Origin of the sequence: Duganella sp. HH101 (assembly GCF_001758795.1) — a bacterium.
GTDB classification, from domain to species: Bacteria; Pseudomonadota; Gammaproteobacteria; order Burkholderiales; family Burkholderiaceae_D; genus Rugamonas; species Rugamonas rivuli.
Genome location: NZ_LRON01000004.1, coordinates 200,977 through 219,645, shown reverse-complemented (window position 1 = coordinate 219,645; position 18,669 = coordinate 200,977). Strand labels below are relative to the sequence as shown.

The following is an 18,669-nucleotide window of genomic DNA, read 5'->3' as shown; positions in this document are numbered from 1 at the left end:
TGCCGCCGATGCGGCGTCCCGGCTCACCCAATACGAGCAAACACATGAACAACTCGACTCAACCATTGCCGTCTTTTTTTAGCCGGATCTCCATCGCGATCGGCGCGTTCTTCCGCGCCCTGTCCGACGCCGAATACGCTGCGCGCCTGACGCGCATCGACGACGCGCCGCAACCAGCCGCCGCACCTGTCGCCGCGCCGGCTCCAGCACCTGCTCCAGCGCCTGCGCCGACGCCGTTGCGCGTCGCCACGCCGGATGCCGCCTTGCAGCTGCTTGGCCTGTTCCAGCGTGAAGCGCGCCTGATCGACTTCACGCAAGAAAACCTGAGCGCCTATTCCGACGCCGACATCGGCGCCGCCGCGCGCGTGGTGCATGAAGGCTGCAGCAAGGTGCTGCGCGAGCACTTCACCATCGAAGCGGTGCGCAGCGAGGCCGAAGGCAGCCGCATCGTGCTGGAAGAAGGCTTCGACGCCAGCGCCGTGCGCCTGACCGGCAACGTGGTCGGCAGCGCGCCGTTCCGCGGCGCCTTGAGCCATCGCGGCTGGCGCGCTTCCAACGTGCGTCTGCCGAAACTGGCCGAAGCGCACGACGCAGCCATCCTGGCGCCGGCGGAGGTGGAATTATGAGCGACCCACGCTACGCCATCGGCATCGACCTTGGCACCACGCACAGTGCGCTGTCCTATGTGGACCTGGGCGCCAGCGACGGCGAGAGAACCCAGCACGGCGTGCTGGCCATTCCGCAGCTGACCGCACCGGGCACGGTGGAAGAACTGCCGTTGCTGCCGTCCTTCCTCTACCTGCCGCACGCGGACGAACTGGCGCCGGGCGAATTGAGCCTGCCATGGCCGCAATCAGAACAAGAACAAACCGGCGTGGCCGGCGAGATGGCGCGCAGCCGTGGCGCCACCACGCCTATCCGCCTGGTCTCCAGCGCCAAGAGCTGGTTGAGCCATCCGGGTGTAGACCGCCGCTCCGCCCTGCTGCCGAATGACGCGCCGGAAGAAGTGACGCGCGTCTCGCCGCTGGAAGCATCGACCCGCTATCTGACGCATCTGCGCCAGGCATGGGAGCAAGCCTATCCTGACGCACCGTTCGGCGAGCAGGCGGTGACGGTGACGATTCCCGCCTCGTTCGATCCGGGCGCGCGCGAACTGACGGCCGAAGCGGCACGCGCCGCCGGCTACACCAACCTGACCTTGCTGGAAGAGCCGCAAGCGGCCCTGTACAGCTGGATCCAGGGCAGCGAGGGCCGCTGGCGCAAGGAAGTCAAGCCGGGCGACATTATCCTCGTGGTCGACGTCGGCGGCGGCACCAGCGACTTCTCGCTGATCGCCGTGCTGGAGCGCGACGGCGTGCTGGAACCGCACCGCATCGCGGTGGGCGACCACATTCTGCTCGGTGGCGACAATATGGACCTGGCGCTGGCGCACCTGGTGGCGCGCAAGCTCGCCGCCAGCGGCACGCAGCTCGACGCCTGGCAAATGCGCGCACTGACCTACGGCTGCCGCAGCGCCAAGGAAAAACTGCTGGCCGACGCCAGCGTCGATACCTGGCCTATCGTGGTGCCAAGCCGTGGCTCGAAACTGATCGGCGGTTCGATCCGCACCGAACTGACGCGCGACGAAGTGACCACCTTTATCCTCGACGGCTTCTTCCCTCAGGTGGATGCGTCGGCACGGCCGGCGGTGCGCACGCGCGCAGGCCTGACGCAGCTTGGCCTGCCGTACGCGCAGGACGCGGGCATCACGCGCCATCTGGCGGCCTTCCTGGCACGCCAGGTCGGCGCGACCAGCGAACTGGAAGGCTATGCCGGCAAGCAGAACGCCGACGCCACCTTCCTGCATCCGACGGCGGTGCTGTTCAACGGCGGCGTGTTCAAGTCGGAGCTGCTGGCGCAGCGCATCATGGGCACCATCAACGACTGGCTGTACATGGAAGGCGCGGAGCCTGCACGCATGCTGGGCGGCGCGGACCTGGACCTGGCCGTGGCGCGCGGCGCGGCTTACTACTCGTATGTGCGTCGCGGTAGCGGCGTGCGCATTCGCGGTGGCACGGCGCGTGCCTACTACGTGGCGATCGAATCGTCGATGCCGGCGATTCCAGGCATGGAGCCGCCTATCCAGGCGCTGTGCGTGGCGCCGTTCGGCATGGAGGAAGGCAGCGAGATCGAATTGCCGAATCAGGAATTCGGCCTGGTGGTCGGCGAGCCAGTGCAGTTCCGCTTCTTCGGTTCGTCGGTGCGACGCCAGGACCAGATCGGCGACCTTCTGGACTTCTGGGGCCCCGATGAGCTGATCGAGATGAACGAGATCCAGGCGACGCTGTCGCCGGAAGGCCGCCTGGCCGGCGACGTGGCGCAGGTCCGCCTGCATGCGATGGCAACCGAATCGGGCACGCTGGAACTGCTGGCTGTGGCCAACGACGGCCAGCGCTGGAAGGTGGAGTTCGACGTGCGCACCGGCGCGGCGTAAGCATCGCTGCCTGAGCATGAGTCAATACGTCGTCAGCATCGACCTGGGCACCACCAATACGGTGCTCGCTTACGCGGAGCCGGGCAGCGCGCAGATACAGCTGTTCGAGATCGATCAGCTGGTGGCGCCCGGCGAGGTTGCTGCGGGCGCGCTGCTGCCGTCCCTGCGCTATCACCCGGCGCAGGGCGAGCTGGCGGACGGCGATCTGCAACTGCCGTGGCCCGCTGCGGATGTGGCGGGGCTGTCGCAGGTGGTCGTCGGCAGTCTGGCGCGCAAGCTGGGCGCGCAGGTACCGGGGCGTCTGGTTTCCAGCGCCAAGAGCTGGCTGTCGCATCCTCACGTGGACCGCACCGCGCCGATCCTGCCGTGGGGCGCGGAGGCCGATGTGGCCAAGGTTTCGCCAGTGGCGGCCAGCGCTTCCTATCTGGCGCATGTGCGCGCCGCGTGGAACGCGCGCTTCCCTAAGCATCCGTTGGAACGCCAGCAGCTGGTGTTGACGATACCCGCGTCCTTCGACGAAGGTGCGCGCGCGCTGACGCTGGAGGCTGCGCGCATGGCCGGCCTGGCCAGCCTGCGTTTGCTGGAGGAGCCGCAGGCGGCCTTCTACGATTGGCTGTACCGGCAGCGCGCAACGCTGGCGACCGACCTGACGGATACGCGCCTGGTGCTGATCTGCGACGTCGGCGGCGGCACTACCGATTTCAGTTTAATCAAAGTCGACATGGCCGACGGCCAGCCGCGGATGAGCCGCATCGGCGTGGGCAACCACCTGATACTTGGCGGCGACAATATGGATCTGGCGCTGGCCCATCTGGTCGAGACGCGCATGACGTCTGCGGCCGATGGTGCGGCGCCCACGCGCTTGTCGGCCAGCCGTCTGTCGCAACTGGCGGAGCGCTGCCGGGCCGCCAAGGAACTGCTGCTGGCAACCGACGCGCCGGAACGCACCACCGTCACGCTGCTCGGCTCCGGCGCGCGCCTGATCGGCGGCTCGCGCTCCGCCGACCTGACGCGCGATGAAGTCGCGGAACTGGTGGTGGACGGCTTCTTCCCCTTGAATGAAACGCAGGAGGCCGCACGACGCGGCCGGGGCGCGATCGTGGAGTTCGGCCTGCCCTACGCCAGCGATGCGGCGATCACGCGCCACCTTGCCAGCTTCCTGCGCCAGCACGCGGCAGCCGCGCGCGAGGCGCTGGGCATAACAGCCGACGACAGCACTGCCATCCCCATTCCCGACACGCTGCTGCTCAACGGCGGCGTGTTCCGGGCAGACGCGCTGGCCAACCGGCTGGAAGCCACGCTGACCAACTGGCGCGGACAAGCCCTGCACGTTCTGCACAACGACAACCCCGACGTCGCGGTGGCACGCGGCGGCGTCGCCTACGCGCTGGGCCAGGCCGGCCAAGCACCGGTGATCGGCGGCGGCTCGCCGCGCAGCTACTTCCTGCTGCTCGACGACGAGGCACGCCAGGACAAGCCACGCCGCGCCATCTGCATCCTGCCGCGCGGTAGCGTGGAGAACCGGGAGATCCTGCTGGCCGACCGCACCTTCGCGCTGCGCGTCGGACGGCCGGTACGCTTTCACCTGGCCTCGTCGATCGCCGAAGTGGCCACACCGCAAGCCGGCGAGCTGGTCGAGCTGCAGCCCGACGAATACGTCCAGCTGCCGCCTATCGCCACGGTCCTGCGCGACAGCAGCGCCACCGATGCGCGCAAGGAGATCCCGGTGCAACTGGCCGCCACGCTGAGCGAAGTCGGCACGCTGGATGTGCACTGCGTCGCCATCGAAGGCGCACAGCGCTGGCTGCTGGAGTTCCAGCTGCGCGGCGATGCCGCCGCCATCGACGGCGACACTGACACCGCTGCGCCACAGGAAGCGCCGATGCCCGCAGGCTTCGATGCCGCCATCGAAAAGATAGACCGCATCTTCGGCAGCCGCGCGCAGCAGGTCGAGGTGAAGGAAGTGAAGCAGTTGCGCACGCAGCTCGAACACCTGCTGGGCAGCCGCGAAAGCTGGGCCACGCCGCTGCTGCGCCGCCTGTTCGACGCGCTGATCCAGCGCGCCAAGGGCCGCCGCCGTTCGTCCGAGCATGAGCGCGCGTGGTTGAACCTGAGCGGCTACTGCCTGCGCCCCGGCTTCGGCTACACGCTGGACGAGTGGCGCATCGAGCAGTTGTGGGCGCTGTTCGATACCGGCGCCCAGCACCACAAGGACAGCCAGGTCTGCGCCGAATGGTGGACGCTGTGGCGCCGCGTTGCCGGCGGCCTCAGTGTGGAAGCGCAGCTGCGCGTGCTGGACGATTTTGCCTTCAACGTGCAGGCCGACGACCAGGAACGCGGACGCCGTCCGCACACGCTGGTCAACGGCAGCGAGGAAGACATGCTGCGCCTGGGCGCGTCGCTGGAGCGCATCCCCGGCAACTACAAGGCCGAAATCGGCGCATGGATGCTGGGCCAGTTGCAGGCGGCGACCAAGGCGGCAGCCAAAGCCGCCGTCAACAAGACACGCGGCGGCGCCGACGCCGCCGGCAAGGCCGAAGCGGCACAGGCGCGTTTCCTGTGGGGTCTGAGCCGCGTCGGCGCACGCCAGCCTTTCCACGGCAGCGCGCACGATGTGGTGGAGACGGCCGTGGTCGAGCATTGGCTGGCGGTTATCGTGTCGCTGGATTGGAAGAAGGTCGAGCCGGCCGGTTTCGCCGCAGCCCATCTGGCGCGCATGACGGGCGACCGTTCGCGCGATATCGGCGAAGCGCTGCGGGCCGATATCCTGCGCCGCCTTGCCGCCGTTGGCGCTCCCGCAAACTGGAGCGCGATGGTGCGCGAGGTGGTGCAGCTCGACCAGGCCGACGAGAAGCGCATGCTGGGCGAAGCCCTGCCGCCCGGTCTAAAGCTGATCGCCTGACGGCGGGCGGGCTACGTAGGCCGCCTGCTGCGCGACGAAGCCGTCGAAGGCATCGATCAGTGGATTGAATTTATTTATATCGTTTTCCAGCCGGGCCAGCGCATAGACGGTGGCCTCCAGCGTGGACAACTGGTCCGGCAGGTGCGCCTTGCGGATCAGGTAGTGCGATGGCGGCGTATCGCGCAAGGGCAGGCGCGGCAGGCTTTGCAGCGCCGGATTCAGATACAGCATCTTGCGGCTCTTGCGCCAGGTTCCATCCAATACCACCAGCCGCAAAAGCTGCGGCTCACGCAACCACGTCGCATCGAAGGGCCGCGCTGAGGCCAGGCCCAGCGACTTGTCCTCCACCGTGTCGGGATACAGTAGCACGCTGCGGCGCTCCGGCGACAGCAGCGCCTGCAGACGCTCCGGCGCGAACGCCTCCCCTACTTCCAATCGGCTGCGGGCCAAGCTCAGATGCAGCAGGCGCGCGCTGCCCTTGGCATTGTTGACTTCCATAGGGTGTTGAAGGATCAGCACCTCCACCTGGTTCGGCAGCGCCGCGACCCAATGACAGATGCAGGTCTGCTGCGGACGCAGGCACGCGGCGCAATGCGCGCGCGTGGAGCGTGGAGCTGGAGGCGTGGATGAGGCGGCGGTCGTCATAGACCGCCATTGTACCGAAGCTTAGAACTCTTCCCAGCCGTCCGATTCGCTGGAAGCGACCGTCGCGCGCTTGGGCGCGACCGCCAGCGCCTTCCTGGCCGGTGCCGCCACCGTCGGCGCGGGACGCGTCTTCGGCACTGCGGCGCGTGGCCGCGCAGGCGGCAAGGCCGGTGTCTTCACCGCCATCTGCGCCGCATCCAGCTTGAACACGCTGACCACGTCGGCCAGCTTGGCCGACTGTTCCTGCATCGATTCGGCCGCCGCTGCGGCCTGCTCCACCAGCGCCGCGTTCTGCTGCGTCACCTGGTCCATCTGGGTGATCGCGTCGTTTACCTGGGCGATGCCGATGCTCTGTTCTTCGCTGGCGTTGCTGATCTGGTTCATGATCTGCGTGACGCGACCGATGCTGTCGACGATCTCGCTCATGGTCTGTCCGGCCTTATCGACCAGGTCCGAACCCAGCGCCACCTTCTGCACCGAATCGTCGATCAAGCCCTTGATGTCCTTGGCGGCGGCGGCCGAGCGCTGCGCCAGGTTGCGCACTTCGGATGCGACCACCGCGAAGCCACGTCCCTGCTCGCCCGCGCGCGCCGCTTCCACTGCCGCGTTCAGCGCCAGGATATTGGTCTGGAAGGCGATGCCGTCGATGACCGAAATGATGTCGACGATCTTGCGCGACGAGTCGTTGATCGAACCCATGGTGTGAACCACCTCGCCCACGACGGCGCCGCCACGGCTGGCGATCTCCGAGGCATTGACGGCCAGCTTGTTGGCCTCGCGCGCATTCTCGGCGTTGAAGCGCACGGTGGACGTCAGCTGCTCCATCGAGGACGCGGTCTCCTGCAGCGAGCTGGCTTGCTCCTCGGTGCGCGAGGACAGGTCATGGTTGCCGGCGGCGATCTCGGTCGAGGCATGGGCCATCAAATCCGTCCCGCTGCGCACCTGGCCGACGATGTTGACCAGGTTTGTGTTCATGTTCTTCAGTGCGGTCATCAGTTGGCCGGTTTCATCGTTGCTGCCGACCTGGATGTCGCTGGTCAGGTCGCCCGACGATACCGTCTCCGCCACCTTCACCGCCTGGTTGATCGGCTGCGTGATGGTACGCGTGATCCACCATGCGGCGGTGACGCCGAGGATAATCGCGGCCACGCCCAGCAGCATGAGCAGCGTGCGGCCGCTGGTGTACTGGTGCTGGATATCGACCGCCGCCTGGTCGAGCAAGGCGCCCTGGCGGTCGGCGAATTTTTTCAGCGCGTCGAGGTAGAGGGTGCGGCTCTGGGCCATGTCGGTCTCGTAGAGCTTCTTGCCCTTTTCCAGATCGCCGGCGTTCTTGGCGGCGAAGACGGACTTGCGGATCTCGGTGTAGACCTTGCGGGTCTCCAGCACTTTCTGGAACAGGGGCTTGAGTTCCTCGTCTTCGATGTCGGCGCCGATCCGGTCCTGGATCTTGGTGGCGCGGCCGGAGGATTCGGCCATCATGCCTTCGAGCGTCTTCTGGTCGGCGGGATCGGCGACCATCCATGCGCCGGTGGTGCGGGCGGCGTTCACTTCGATGATCTTGCCCCACTCCGCAATCAGCCGTTCGTCGCGGATCTTCACGTTGATCATGTGGTCGGTCATCGAGCTCGCGCTGCTTAGCCGCAGGATGCCGATAACCGTCATCGCGGTCAGCAGCAACAGGATGAGTGAGAAACCGAAACCGAGGCGTGTGCCGATTTTCAGATTGTTCATAGCTGTCCTCAAAGCGGATGTGAAGGAACTCTCTAATCCATCCTAGCACCATTTGAGGCGAAACTATAGCTCTAAAGGAAATATTTTTTTTGAGCAATACCGCTGTCATTCGCTACGGCTGGGAGAGCCCAGCAGCTCCTCCACGCAGGCGATGGCGGCGGGATCCTTGATGACGGCGCGCAGCCAGACGTGCAGCGGCATGTCGCCCCAGCTGGCGGCCCGGTCGGCCAGGTAGGCCACGGGGCTGTGCGGCTCCGTGCGGCGGAAGAAATCGGCGACGGCGCGCAACTGCGCCAGCGCCTGGTAACGGTCTTGCAGCGGACCACCGGCCTGGTTGGGCAGCGTGCCGTTCGCGGCTGCGTTTGCGGCCTGTCCAGCCGCCAGCGCCGCCATGTTGCCCAAGGGCGCGATGCTGCGGATGACCGCCTGCACCGCGTCCCTGGCGACGCTGAAGCCCGGGCCCTCCGTGCCCAGCCGCTGGTCGACGATGCGTTCCAGGTTGGCCAGCATGGCGAGGCAGTAGTCGGCGTCCGGCAGCAGCGCAGCCCCCTCCGTCAACGGCATCTCCTTGACCAGCGCCGGCGTGCGGGCCAGGAGCCAGAACAGGTTGCCGATGCGCTGATCGTAGTCGCCATCGTCGGCTTGCGGATACATGCCGTCCCAATAGCGTTCGCACAATTCAGCCAGCACCGCGTAGCCGTCTCCCAGGCCACGCAGGCCCTGCGTTTTGGCGCGGGCTTCGGCCAGCCAGACGGCCAGCCGCATGTCCTTGCTGCGGGTGGCGATCATGTCGGCGCAGCGCGCGCCGACGAACTCCCAGTCGGCTTCCTTCAAGGCCGAGACCCATTCGCCCTGGTCGAGCGAGGGGTCGTCGTACTGGCGCGCTTGCGCGATCTGGTCCACCTCCGCACTGAAGGCGACATCCTCGCCGCAGGGATGCGCTGCGCTGATCGGTTCCAGCAGTTGGGCGACACTGAACATGAAGGCCTCCGCGCTATTTGATGGTGTATTTGAACTGGCCCTGCTTGCTGGCGCCGACCTTGATGCGGGTGATGGCTACGCCTTCCGACATCCGCTGCAGCACCGCCTCGGCGATCTCCGGCAGCAGGCTGCCGTTGAGGATGTGGTCGACGTTGCGGGCGCCGGAATCGACTTCGGTGCAGCGCGCCAGCACGGCGTCGACCAGGGCCTGGTCGTAGCTGAATTCCGCGTGGTGGTGATCGCGAATGCGCCGGCCGATGCGGTCCAGCTTGAGCGCGACGATCTGCGCCAGCACCGCGTCCGGAATCGGGTAGTACGGCACCACCTTCAGGCGGCCGAGGAAGGCCGGCTTGAAATGCTTGAACAAGTGTGGGCGCAGCAGCGCTTCCAGGTCGCCCCCATCCGGCGGCGCCTCCTTGTTCAGGCAAGCCTGCATGATGGCGGCCGAGCCGGCGTTGGAGGTGGCGATGATGATGGTGTTGCGGAAGTCGATCTCGCGGCCTTCGGCATCGTCCATCACGCCCTTGTCGAAGACCTGGAACCAGATTCTTCGCATCATGGGTCGAGGCCGGCGTGAACGATAGCGCCTGAGCAGCAAGCGGACCGATCAATGGTGCCACCAACGATGCGGCAATTTCTTGACGCAAAACAACGATATCCGTGCGTCGTCCTATTTCCGTACCGTGCCCGCCACGCGCAGTTCGGTGTGGCCGAAGTCCATCATGGTCCAACGCCCGCCCCAGCGCAGGCCGACCGATTCGGCCGCTTCGCCATACAAGCGGTAGCCGCGCATGGCCCACGGATCGCGCTCCGAAATCAGCAGCTTGCCGTCGCGCAGGAAGGCGCAGTCTGCCGCCAGGCCGAACTGGTGATAGCTCTGGAAAGCCTTGGCGTTGGTGACGGCAGGGCCGGCTGCGGCCAGCGCATTCTGCCGCTCCGGACTGCGGTAGCCCTCCAGGATCGCCATGTCGTAGCCGTGGTTCTCTTTCATGATCTTGAACACCAGCAGCAGGCGCTGCGCAAAGTCGGGATCGAGCAACTGCCAGTTGCGATTGGCGCTGTCGAGCATGGGCCGCACCAGCGTCACCTCCGCCGTGGTGAACACCAGCGGCGGCAACGGCGCCGGCGCCGCCAGTTGTTCGCCTTTCAGCAGGTCCGCGACCTGGTCGTTGATGGCGTGGCTGTCGCTGTCGAATCCGCCCAGCATGTTGCGGCCGCTGAGCACCAGCGCCAGCATCGGCGGCACGGTCAGCAGCACCGCGGCCGACAGCACCAGTAGATAACGGCGCTGCAAAAACACCAGCGTGCGCATCACGCCGCCGCCGGCGCTGCGCCCGGCCTGCACCGCCTGTTGCGCGCCCTGCCGGCAGCCGCCGCGCAGCCCCCGCCCGATGCGGCGGCCGATGGCCGACATCGACTGCGCCACCACATCGCGCCCGGCGGGGAACAAGGCCAGCCACGCGCCCAGGCATGCCAGCACAAAGAACAGCAGTACCGAAAAGAGAAACATGATGCGCTCCGTCAAAGCAAGGTCGCACCGCAGATCGGACACTGAAGGGCGAGCACGCTTCATCGTAGGCGCTTGCGCCGGCGGCGTGAAAGACCAGATCAAATTCGGAGGAAATACCGTGGATACGTCCAAGCAAAAACCCGACCTGATGAGTTCGAATCGCCCGGCGGCGGACAGCGGCAAGCGCATCCTGGCGAACCTGGAGCATGGCCCCCGCCCCGCCGCCAAAGCGCCGCGCCCCACCGGCTGGACCATCGACGGCTGGACCATCGGCCTGGGGGTGCTGCTGGCGACCATGGGCACGGTCGCGTGGCTGATGCACGAGAGGACGCTGACGCCAAGCTCGTTCGCCCGCAGCCGCGACCACGTCGGCAGCGCCGTCGCGCGGCGCCAGGCCGAACCGGATGACCCGGCCGCCGTGCAAGCCGAACAGCCGGCGGCGATCGTCAACGAGGTCGTGGCACGGCCGCCGGCGGCTGTCGACGCATCGCCCATGCCCAGGCCGGTTGCCGTCGCGCAGGTCAAGCCCGAGTCGCCACATGTGGCATCCACTTCGCACAAACCGGCGGCAGCAAGCAGCGTCATCATGGCAGGCGCCGCGAACCCGCGTCCGACGGCGACGCGCACCGCCGCCTCCGCTCCTGCAACAAGCGGCGACACCGACGTCGCCCTGCTCACGGCGCTGGTCGCCCACGCGGGCAAGCCGGCCGCCGTGCTGCCCGAGCGCAGCCGCGACGTGGTCGAACGTCAGGAAGGCGACAGCACCGCGCAACTGCTGGCGCGCTGCAAGCAGCTGGGGCTGATCGAAGGCATGTTGTGCCGGTCGCGTATCTGCTCAGGCCGCTGGGACGCCGACCCGGCCTGCAACGCCCCCGCGCACTGATTACTGGATGGCCAGCTGCTTGCCGCCCGTGCCGACCTTCTTCGGCAGCGTCAGGTGCAGTACGCCGTTCTCGTAGCGGGCTTCGGCCTGGTCGTCGTCCACATCCTGCGGCAGCGTGAAGCTGCGCTGCAGCTGGCCGTAGTAGCGTTCGCTGCGCAGGGCGCCGCTCTTGCCGGTGCTGGCCGGCTGTTCGTCCTTGATCTCCGCGCTCAGCGACACCTGGTTGCCGTTGATGGCGACCTTGATGTCCTCCTTCTGCACGCCGGGGATTTCGGCTTTGACGAGATACTCTTTTTCGGTTTCACTCACATCCATGCGCATGCGCGGCGCCACATCGGCGTTGCGCCAGACCGAGGGCGCAAAGTCGCGGAACATTTCATCCATGTCGCGGAAGGGATCGAAGCGGGCAATGTCGCGGAAGGGATCGAGACGCATCAAACTGTTGGCCATGGCAGCCTCCATTCAAAGGGTGGACTACCATGATAAGAAGCGCCACGCCCCCTCCTTTGACGCACATCAAGGTGCGGCCTTGCCTCCGCGCGCGGCCAGCGCATCGACCATGGCCTCGCTGTAGATTTCGCCCTTGCCGTCGGCGGCGGCGATCATGTCGCGCCACAGCGGCACGATGCCGACCTTGAGCCGGCTGAAGCGCTCGAAGCCGCAGGCATAGATGCCGCGATAAGTGGCGAAGCTGTGTTCCAGCTTTTCGCATTCGGCCACAGTGGCATCGGTGTAGGCTTTGCCTTGCTCGGCGCTCCAGATGCCGGTACGCAGCAGGCCGTCGAGCGCCATCGCCTCGGCGCCGCCCTCGTGCACCCACGGCGGCGACTGGCCGCTGATGCCGCCACGGCGCACATTGCCCTGCCACAGATGCGCCATTTCATGCGCGACCACCTGGGTGATGATCTCCCGTTTCTTCGGGCTTTCGGGGGTCAGCAAGGCCGTGCCGCCGAGGCGGTAGGCGATCTGCGCACCGATCACGCCGCCCTTGAACGACAGGCCCGGCGTGGTGGTATCGTTGACGGCCACCATCAGCAGCATGGGTTGCCGCAGCTTCTGTCCGTACGCCGCGCTGTAATAGACGGACATCTTGGCGGTCGTGTCGAGCAGCAGGCTTTTGGCCCAGGGGGAGAGTTGAGGATCGAGCAGGACTTGCCCCTCGCCGGCAGTGAACGGCGACTGCGGGCCGAAGTAGGCATACGGCGTCGCGCTGCCGGCGGGACCGGTGGCGACGGCCGGCATCAGCACGTTTTCCTTGCCGAGTCCTTGCAGCGTGAAGTCGGCTGCGATATCGCGCACCGCCTTGTCCTGCAACGCCTCGCCTTGTAGGAAGCCCAGATAGATCAGGCGGCCGCCATCCGAAAACCGGTCGGTCGCCAGGTAGTACTTGCCCAGGGGCTGTTCAATCGCCGAAATTTCCACGGAGAGTAGCTGCATCGGCTTGCCGTCGGCGGCGGCCAGCGCATCGTAGGTGGCGTCGGTGGTCAGCGCCACGCCTGGCGTCAGCACCTTCCAGGCGGACTTGCGCAGCTCGCCCACCGGCTCGAACCGCATCGCCGTCACCGGCTGCGAAAATTGGTAATCCGCGCGCCAGGTATCGGGCGCCACGTGCGTCAGGCGCACCTGGACCGGCAAAGGCTCCGCACACAGGCCGGCCGCCATCGGCAAGGCCAGCGCAACCGCGACAAACAATCTCTTCAGCATTTGCGTCATCCCGTCAAAGTGGTGAGCCGCAAAATATAGCATAAAAGACATCCCTGGCTCACGTGAGACCAGCAACACGCCGTCGGTATCTGGCTATAATAAAGGAAGGAAACTGGTCCGATGGGGGGCGCCGATGTGGTTAACCGCCGTGGTTTTTACAGCAGCCGCCGCCGCAACGCCGGTCGCCGAGCTGGCATCAGTCAGCGCCAGCCCAGCCACTGTCAAGATCGGCCCGCAAAGCGTGATTGCGCCATTCGTGTTGTCGGATCACGCATCCGGCTTATATGCGGACGTACTGCGCGCCGCGTTCGCATCGCAGCAGATCACCGTTGAATTCCTCTATTTGCCCAACGTGCGTTTCGAAGAGCAATTTCGTCAAGGCGTGTTCGACATCACGACGGCATCCTCTTCTCAACCAGTGCCGGGGGGCTACCTGAGCCGCTGGCCGGTTTCATATTTTCACAACATGGCGATTACCTTGCGCAGCCGGATACCCGCGCTATCGAACGTGGACGACTTGAAAAAGTACCGGGTGATCGCGTTCCGCAACGCGCAAAAGGTGCTGGGGCCAGCCTACGCCGCAGCGATGGCGGATCATCCGAATTACCGGGAAGCGGCAACTATGCCCTCCGGCACCCTCTTCCTCGACCGCACGGACGTCATTATTTCGCAACCCGATGTGTTTCGGTATTACCTCAAGCTGCAACTGCCGCAGAAACGCAATGCCGACGCGGAGCTGGCATTCCACGATGTGTTGGGGCCGGGCAGATTTTACTGGATGCGGTTTCGTACCGAAGCCCAGCGCGATGCATTCGAGCGCGGCATCGCCCAGCTTTACGCCACAGGGGAGATCGACCGCATACTGGAACGCTACCAGCGCGACTACCACGTCACGCGCGACTTCTTCATCGCCCTGGACTGCCGCTTCCGACCGGAGCTGAGCCCGCAGAAGTGCAAGAAGCTCAGCAAGGGCTGGGGCGGCACGCCTTAACACAAGGGAAGTGGACGCGACGCCAGCAGGCCTTGGCATGACGAACGAAAAAAAGCCGCATATGGCATTGCAACGATCTTGATCGTCGCAAGCACACATGCGGCCTTTCGTATTCTGGCTCCCCGACCTGGACTCGAACCAGGGACCTGCGGATTAACAGTCCGTCGCTCTACCAACTGAGCTATCAGGGAAAAGAGGCCGCATTATATACGGCCAATTTCTAGCTGTCTAGGCTAGCGGGCAAAATTCCAAAAATCAGAAGCTGCCCTTGAACTGCACACCGAACTGGCGCGGTTCGTTGACGAAGCCGGTCAGGTTGTTGAAGTCGATCGCGCCGGTGATGCGCTCGGTGTTGGTGATGTTGCGACCGAAGGCCGCCACTTCGTACTTGCCGCCCTGCCAGTTGTAACCCACGCGCAGGCCGCCTTCAACCATAGGCTTGCCGGTGAATTCCTTGGCTTCGTACAGGAAGAAGTTGATCTTGCTGCGGTAGGCCCAGTCGGTCAGCACGAACAGGTTGCCATCGGCCAGCGCCCAGTTGTAGCGCGCGGTGGCGTTGACGATGTACTTCGGCGCCTGTGGCAGCGGGTTGCCGTCGATGACGACGCGGCCGGCCGCGTTCAGCGGATTGGTCACGGTGCACGAACCGCACTTGGCCACGGACAGCGATGGATCCTTGATCTCGGTGAAGTTGTACGAACCGCCAGCCGTGACTTTGAAGTCAGGCGTGATGAAGGCTTCGAAGTCCGCCTCCACGCCACGGCCCACGGTCTTGGCCGCGTTGATCAGCTTGGTGACGTTGGAGTTACCGCCAACCACGGTCAGCTGCTGGTTCTTCACATCGTAGTTGTAGACGCTGACCGATGCGCGGGCGCGGCGGTTGAACAGGTCGGCCTTGATACCGGCTTCGTACGAGGTGATGGTTTCGGCATCGGCCACGGTGATCGGCACCGATGCCGAAGCGGCGGCGATACTCGGCGCGCGGAAGCCGGTCGCTACGCGGGCGTAGGCGTTGACGTCCTTGTTGATCTTGTAGGTCGCGCTCATGTCCCAGTTGGCCTTGTGCTTGCTCTCGTCGACCGAATCAGGACCGGTCTGCGTGACGTTCATGCGCGCGGTGGTGGCGAAGTCCTTCTTGTCGTTGGTGTAGCGCACGCCGCCGCGCAGCACCAGCTGGTCGGACACGTCATAGGTCAGCGAACCGAACACTGCCGCAGCGGTGTTGTTCTGGTGGCTGGCCAGGTGCGTGGTCTGCAGCTGGGTATTGCTGTCGAAGTTGTCGCTGTAGCCGCTGGCGCTTTCCTTGAAGTAGTAGACGCCGGTCTGCCAGTTCAGCGGACCTGCGTTCTTCGACTCGACGCGGAATTCCTGGGTGTACTGGTGCAGGCCGCTCAAGCCCCCGCCGGTCTGCACCTGGAAGGGAATGAAGCCAGGACCGGCCGGGTTGCCGCCGTCGATGTCGCCGCGGCTGTAGTAGTCGTCCACGGCTTCGTAGCCGGTGATCGAGAACAGCTTGACCGCACCCAGGTCCCAGGTCAGGCGGGCGTTGGCGCCGTTGGTGCTCAGGCTCTGCGTGTTCTGGCCGTTGGTGGCGATCTTGGTGAAGTCGTAGCCGTCAGCGAAGTCGTTGCTGCCCTTCTTGATCAGGTTGGCGCGGAACAGACGGGCGCTGCCGCCGGTGGTGCGCGAGTGCACGTTGAACAAGGCGCTGAAGGTGGTGCTTGGGGTGTACAGGAACTGCACGCGCTCGGCGTGTTCGTTGTAGCCTTCCAGCACATCGTTCTGCTTGGTGAAGGTGTTGTCGACGAAGTTGTCGCGGTGCTGGCGCAGCGTCGATACGCGCATCGCCCACTCGCTCGACAGCGGCACGTTGACGGCGCCTTCGGCGTTGATGGTGTTGTGGGTGGCCCACGACAGGTTGTAGTAACCCTCGATTTTCTTGGTGTTCGGTTTTTCCGATTCAAACTTGACCACGCCGGCCGGGGTGTTGCGGCCGAACAGCGTGCCCTGCGGGCCACGCAGCACTTCCACGCCGGCCACGTCGAACATCGGGTAGCCTTTCAGGATGCCGTTTTCCTGCACCACGTCGTCATACACCAGCGATACCGGCTGCGAAGCGAAGGTGCTGAAGTCGGTGTTGCCGTAGCCGCGGATGTAGAAGCGCGGGAAGGTACGGCCGTTCGACGATTCCACGTTCAGCGACGGCACTTTGCCGGCCAGCACGCGGATATCCTGGCCGCCGGACAGCAGCACGTCCAGCTTCTCATCCTTCAGCAGCGTGACGGAGACCGGTACGTCCTTGATGTTTTCGGCACGGCGCTGGGCGGTGACGGTCACGGTTTCCAGCTGTGGCTGGACAGCGGTTTGCGCGATGGCGGAACCGATAGGCATAACAGCGCTCAGCGCCAGCAAGCGCTTGTGCATCTTCGACAGTTTGATCATTCAATATCCCGATTTGAGGTAATGCAAAGAGTAAAAAACAGTGTGTCTCCTGTTCTCTCTTTCTTTTGATACTATCCGATCATCTGACGTGACCGTGGCAGCGCAAGCGGAGTTGAGGCCGTTTTCGATGCTTAGAATGCACCGTCTTGCAAAAAGGCGGTATTTTCTTTCATTGATAGCAGGTATTGCAAGAGCAATATAAGCTTATGCGAATTTACTGTTAGAAATTTGGTGCGCCAGTGGGGCGGACTGAATAATAAAAGGGCAAACAGTCCGCCCCGACCGGGCGTATGAAGAATTGCTCAAACTTGCCGTTCAGGCATGATGGATCGCCAACCGTTGTTGTTTTGCCACAGGCCGTGCTGCCGGACGCGGCGTCGGGTTGCCGCCACGCTCCTCCGTGCCCAGCACGAAGCGGCTCATCGCCCCCACCAACTGCTGGGTCTGCTCTTCCAGGCTGGCCGAGGCCGCCGCCGTCTGTTCGACCAGGGCGGCGTTCTGCTGGGTCATGTCGTCCATCTGCGTGACGGCCTCGTTGACCTGCTCGATGCCCGTGCCCTGCTCGGCCGACGCGGTGGCGATGTCCGACATGATGATGGTGATGCGCTGCACGCTGCTGACGATCTCGCCCATCGCCTCGCCGGCCTGGCCGGCCAGGCGGTTGCCGATCTCGACCTTCTCGACGCTGCGGCCGATCAGCTCCTTGATTTCCTTGGCGGCGGCGGCCGAGCGCTGCGCCAGGTTGCGCACCTCGCTGGCGACCACCGCGAAGCCGCGGCCCTGCTCGCCCGCACGCGCCGCCTCGACGGCAGCGTTCAGCGCCAGGATGTTGGTCTGGAAGGCGATGCCGTCGATCACGCTGATGATGTCGACGATCTTGTGCGAACTCTCGTTGATCTCGCCCATCGTCTGCACCACCTGCGACACCACCTCGCCGCCGTGGGTGGCGACATCGGCCGCGCTGATCACCAGCTGGTTGGCCTGGCGCGCGTTGTCGACGTTCTGGCGCACGGTCGAGGTCAGCTCTTCCATCGACGACGCGGTCTCCTCCAGATTGGAAGCCTGCGATTCCAGCCGCGCCGACACATCGGCATTGCCGCTGGCGATGTCGCGCGTGGCCGCGCTGATATGGTCGATGCTGCCGCGCACCTCGCCGACGATGCCGCGCAGGCTGTCGTTCATGTCGCGCAGCGCGCGCAGCATCTGCCCCACTTCGTTGGGGGCGCCGACGTCGAAGTCGTTGACCAGATTGCCGCGCGCCACGCTCTGCGCCACGGCGATGGCGTTGTTCAGCGGCCGCGTCACCGAACGCGCGATCAGCAAGGCCACGTAGCCGGCCAGCGCCAGCAGGCCCAGCATGGCGCCCAGCATCGACCAGCGGGTGACGTAGAAGGCACGTATCTTGTCGTCGAGGATGGTGTCGAGCTGCTTGCTGGCCGCCGCGTTGAGCGCGAACTGCAGGTCGATGGCCTTGGTCGACAGCGCCACGTAATTTTCCGCCGAATAGCTCAGCGCCTCGGGTTGCACGATCTCACGATTGGCCAGCTCGATGATCTGGCGCGCGGCCTGGTCGGCGTCGCGCATGGCGGGCGCCAGCGTGGTTTCAAACTCGCCGTTGTAGCGGGTGGCCTTGTAGAACGCGGTCAGCGTCTGGTCCAGCCGGTCCGTCACGCGCGCCACGATGGACGACAGTTGCAGCCGGTCGGCCGGGGTCGCCTCCTTCTTCGCCAGCAAGCCGGCGCCGCGTGCGCGCGTCTTGCCCAGCTCCTCGGCCAGGTAGGGCAGCTGGTAGAACATGGCCTGGATCAACTGGTAGGTGTCGCGGTCGGGGTCAAGGCTGAGGCCGTAGAAATCGCCGATCAGGTCGTTCACCTTGAGCAGCTTGGGCACCAGCGCCGTATGCGCGGCGTAGCTTTGCGCGACCGAGATGCTCTTGCTGGCGACCTGGCTGCGCAGGGTTTCCCAGTCGCCGCGCGCCTGCGACCAGGCCGCGTCCAGCGTGGTGTCATGCAGGCTTTTCACCAGCGCGTCGGTGATCGCGTAGGCGCTGTCGGCCTCCTTTTGCTTGGCCGCGCGTTTCTCCTCGGACGCCGCCACCCCGCCCAGCACCAGCGCCGACAGGCCGCGGTGCTGTTGGGTCAGCTGCACCACGCGCAGGCCGTCGAGCACGGCGGGGACGCCGGTACGCTCGTCCACGTAGGCATCGAGCGACTTGCCCGCTTCCCGCATGTACAGCCAGGTCGGTATGCTCGCCAGTATCACGGCAATCAGGCTCAGGATCAGGAACTTGTGCCCCAGCCGGAGGCCGCCAAGAGAGGTGTGCTTGTCCATGTCGCGCTTTCGTGAGTGCCGATCACTGGACCGCACCGCGTCAGGCCCGGCAGCGGTCCCCCTGCTTTCGATCATA

The 18,669-nt window shown here is 65.4% G+C and carries 13 protein-coding genes, 1 tRNA gene and 1 pseudogene; 5 read left to right on the top strand and 10 right to left on the bottom strand.

The genetic code is table 11. The features are described 5' to 3' along the window. Positions 1-44: 44 nt before the first annotated feature. Genes DUGA2_RS08495 through DUGA2_RS08485 form a run of 3 tightly spaced genes read left to right on the top strand, consistent with a single transcriptional unit; the run spans position 45 to position 5,375 of the window. Positions 45-626 carry a DUF2760 domain-containing protein gene (locus DUGA2_RS08495; protein WP_070268703.1) on the top strand — a complete coding sequence of 194 codons (582 nt, stop codon included), beginning with the start codon at positions 45-47 and terminating at the stop codon, positions 624-626. After that, the gene (locus tag DUGA2_RS08490) at positions 623-2,473 is read left to right on the top strand and encodes an Hsp70 family protein (RefSeq protein WP_070268701.1); all 1,851 of its coding nucleotides are present in this window, start codon (positions 623-625) and stop codon (positions 2,471-2,473) included. The genes DUGA2_RS08495 and DUGA2_RS08490 overlap by 4 nt, the downstream gene beginning before the upstream one ends. A 16-nt stretch (positions 2,474-2,489) precedes the next feature. Then, the gene (locus DUGA2_RS08485) at positions 2,490-5,375 is read left to right on the top strand and encodes an Hsp70 family protein (protein ID WP_070268699.1); all 2,886 of its coding nucleotides are present in this window, start codon (positions 2,490-2,492) and stop codon (positions 5,373-5,375) included. On the opposite strand, the gene DUGA2_RS08480 is transcribed toward DUGA2_RS08485, so the two are convergent. The 5 genes and pseudogenes from DUGA2_RS08480 to DUGA2_RS08460 all read right to left on the bottom strand — a co-directional run bounded on the left by DUGA2_RS08480 (position 5,358) and on the right by DUGA2_RS08460 (position 10,242). Next, positions 5,358-6,020, bottom strand: a complete 663-nt coding sequence (locus DUGA2_RS08480) for a tRNA-uridine aminocarboxypropyltransferase (RefSeq protein WP_070268698.1) — start codon at positions 6,018-6,020, stop codon at positions 5,358-5,360. The two genes, DUGA2_RS08485 and DUGA2_RS08480, sit on opposite strands and share 18 nt — an antisense overlap. Positions 6,021-6,041: 21 nt before the next feature. Then, positions 6,042-7,751 (bottom strand): methyl-accepting chemotaxis protein, encoded by a 1,710-nt coding sequence (locus tag DUGA2_RS08475; protein WP_070268696.1) that lies wholly within the window; start codon positions 7,749-7,751, stop codon positions 6,042-6,044. Between the two features lie 105 nt (positions 7,752-7,856). Further along, on the bottom strand, positions 7,857-8,732 hold the full coding sequence (gene tssA / locus DUGA2_RS08470) for a type VI secretion system protein TssA (protein WP_070268692.1): 876 nt from the start codon (positions 8,730-8,732) through the stop codon (positions 7,857-7,859). A 13-nt stretch (positions 8,733-8,745) separates the two neighbouring features. Continuing rightward, positions 8,746-9,276: pseudogene (locus tag DUGA2_RS08465) on the bottom strand (AAA family ATPase); the annotation flags it as partial. A gap of 126 nt (positions 9,277-9,402) precedes the next feature. Continuing rightward, complete coding sequence (locus DUGA2_RS08460; RefSeq protein ID WP_070269086.1) at positions 9,403-10,242, bottom strand: M15 family metallopeptidase; 840 nt, start codon at positions 10,240-10,242, stop codon at positions 9,403-9,405. Positions 10,243-10,360: 118 nt separating this feature from the next. Between DUGA2_RS08460 and DUGA2_RS08455 the strand changes: the two genes are divergently transcribed. Continuing rightward, positions 10,361-11,125, top strand: a complete 765-nt coding sequence (locus tag DUGA2_RS08455) for a hypothetical protein (RefSeq protein WP_083296270.1) — start codon at positions 10,361-10,363, stop codon at positions 11,123-11,125. Here DUGA2_RS08455 and DUGA2_RS08450 read toward each other — a convergent pair whose 3' ends face one another. Together DUGA2_RS08450 and DUGA2_RS08445 are read right to left on the bottom strand one after the other, a co-directional pair. Continuing rightward, a complete protein-coding gene (locus DUGA2_RS08450; RefSeq protein ID WP_070268685.1) occupies positions 11,126-11,575 on the bottom strand; it encodes an Hsp20/alpha crystallin family protein in 450 nt (149 codons plus the stop codon). It abuts the gene before it with no gap. Between the two features lie 66 nt (positions 11,576-11,641). Next, the gene (locus DUGA2_RS08445) at positions 11,642-12,829 is read right to left on the bottom strand and encodes a hypothetical protein (protein ID WP_070269084.1); all 1,188 of its coding nucleotides are present in this window, start codon (positions 12,827-12,829) and stop codon (positions 11,642-11,644) included. A 133-nt stretch (positions 12,830-12,962) separates the two neighbouring features. On the opposite strand from DUGA2_RS08445, the gene DUGA2_RS08440 reads away from it, so the two are divergent. Further along, positions 12,963-13,820, top strand: a complete 858-nt coding sequence (locus tag DUGA2_RS08440) for an ABC transporter substrate-binding protein (RefSeq protein WP_070268683.1) — start codon at positions 12,963-12,965, stop codon at positions 13,818-13,820. A gap of 115 nt (positions 13,821-13,935) precedes the next feature. On the opposite strand, the gene DUGA2_RS08435 is transcribed toward DUGA2_RS08440, so the two are convergent. The 3 genes from DUGA2_RS08435 to DUGA2_RS08425 all read right to left on the bottom strand — a co-directional run bounded on the left by DUGA2_RS08435 (position 13,936) and on the right by DUGA2_RS08425 (position 18,593). Then, positions 13,936-14,011 (bottom strand) — tRNA-Asn (locus DUGA2_RS08435). A 64-nt stretch (positions 14,012-14,075) separates the two neighbouring features. Then, entirely contained in the window at positions 14,076-16,262 is a 2,187-nt protein-coding gene (locus DUGA2_RS08430) for a TonB-dependent receptor (RefSeq protein WP_070268682.1), read from the bottom strand. Positions 16,263-16,577: 315 nt separating this feature from the next. Beyond that, positions 16,578-18,593 carry a methyl-accepting chemotaxis protein gene (locus DUGA2_RS08425; RefSeq protein ID WP_070268680.1) on the bottom strand — a complete coding sequence of 672 codons (2,016 nt, stop codon included), beginning with the start codon at positions 18,591-18,593 and terminating at the stop codon, positions 16,578-16,580. Between the last annotated feature and the right edge of the window lie 76 nt (positions 18,594-18,669).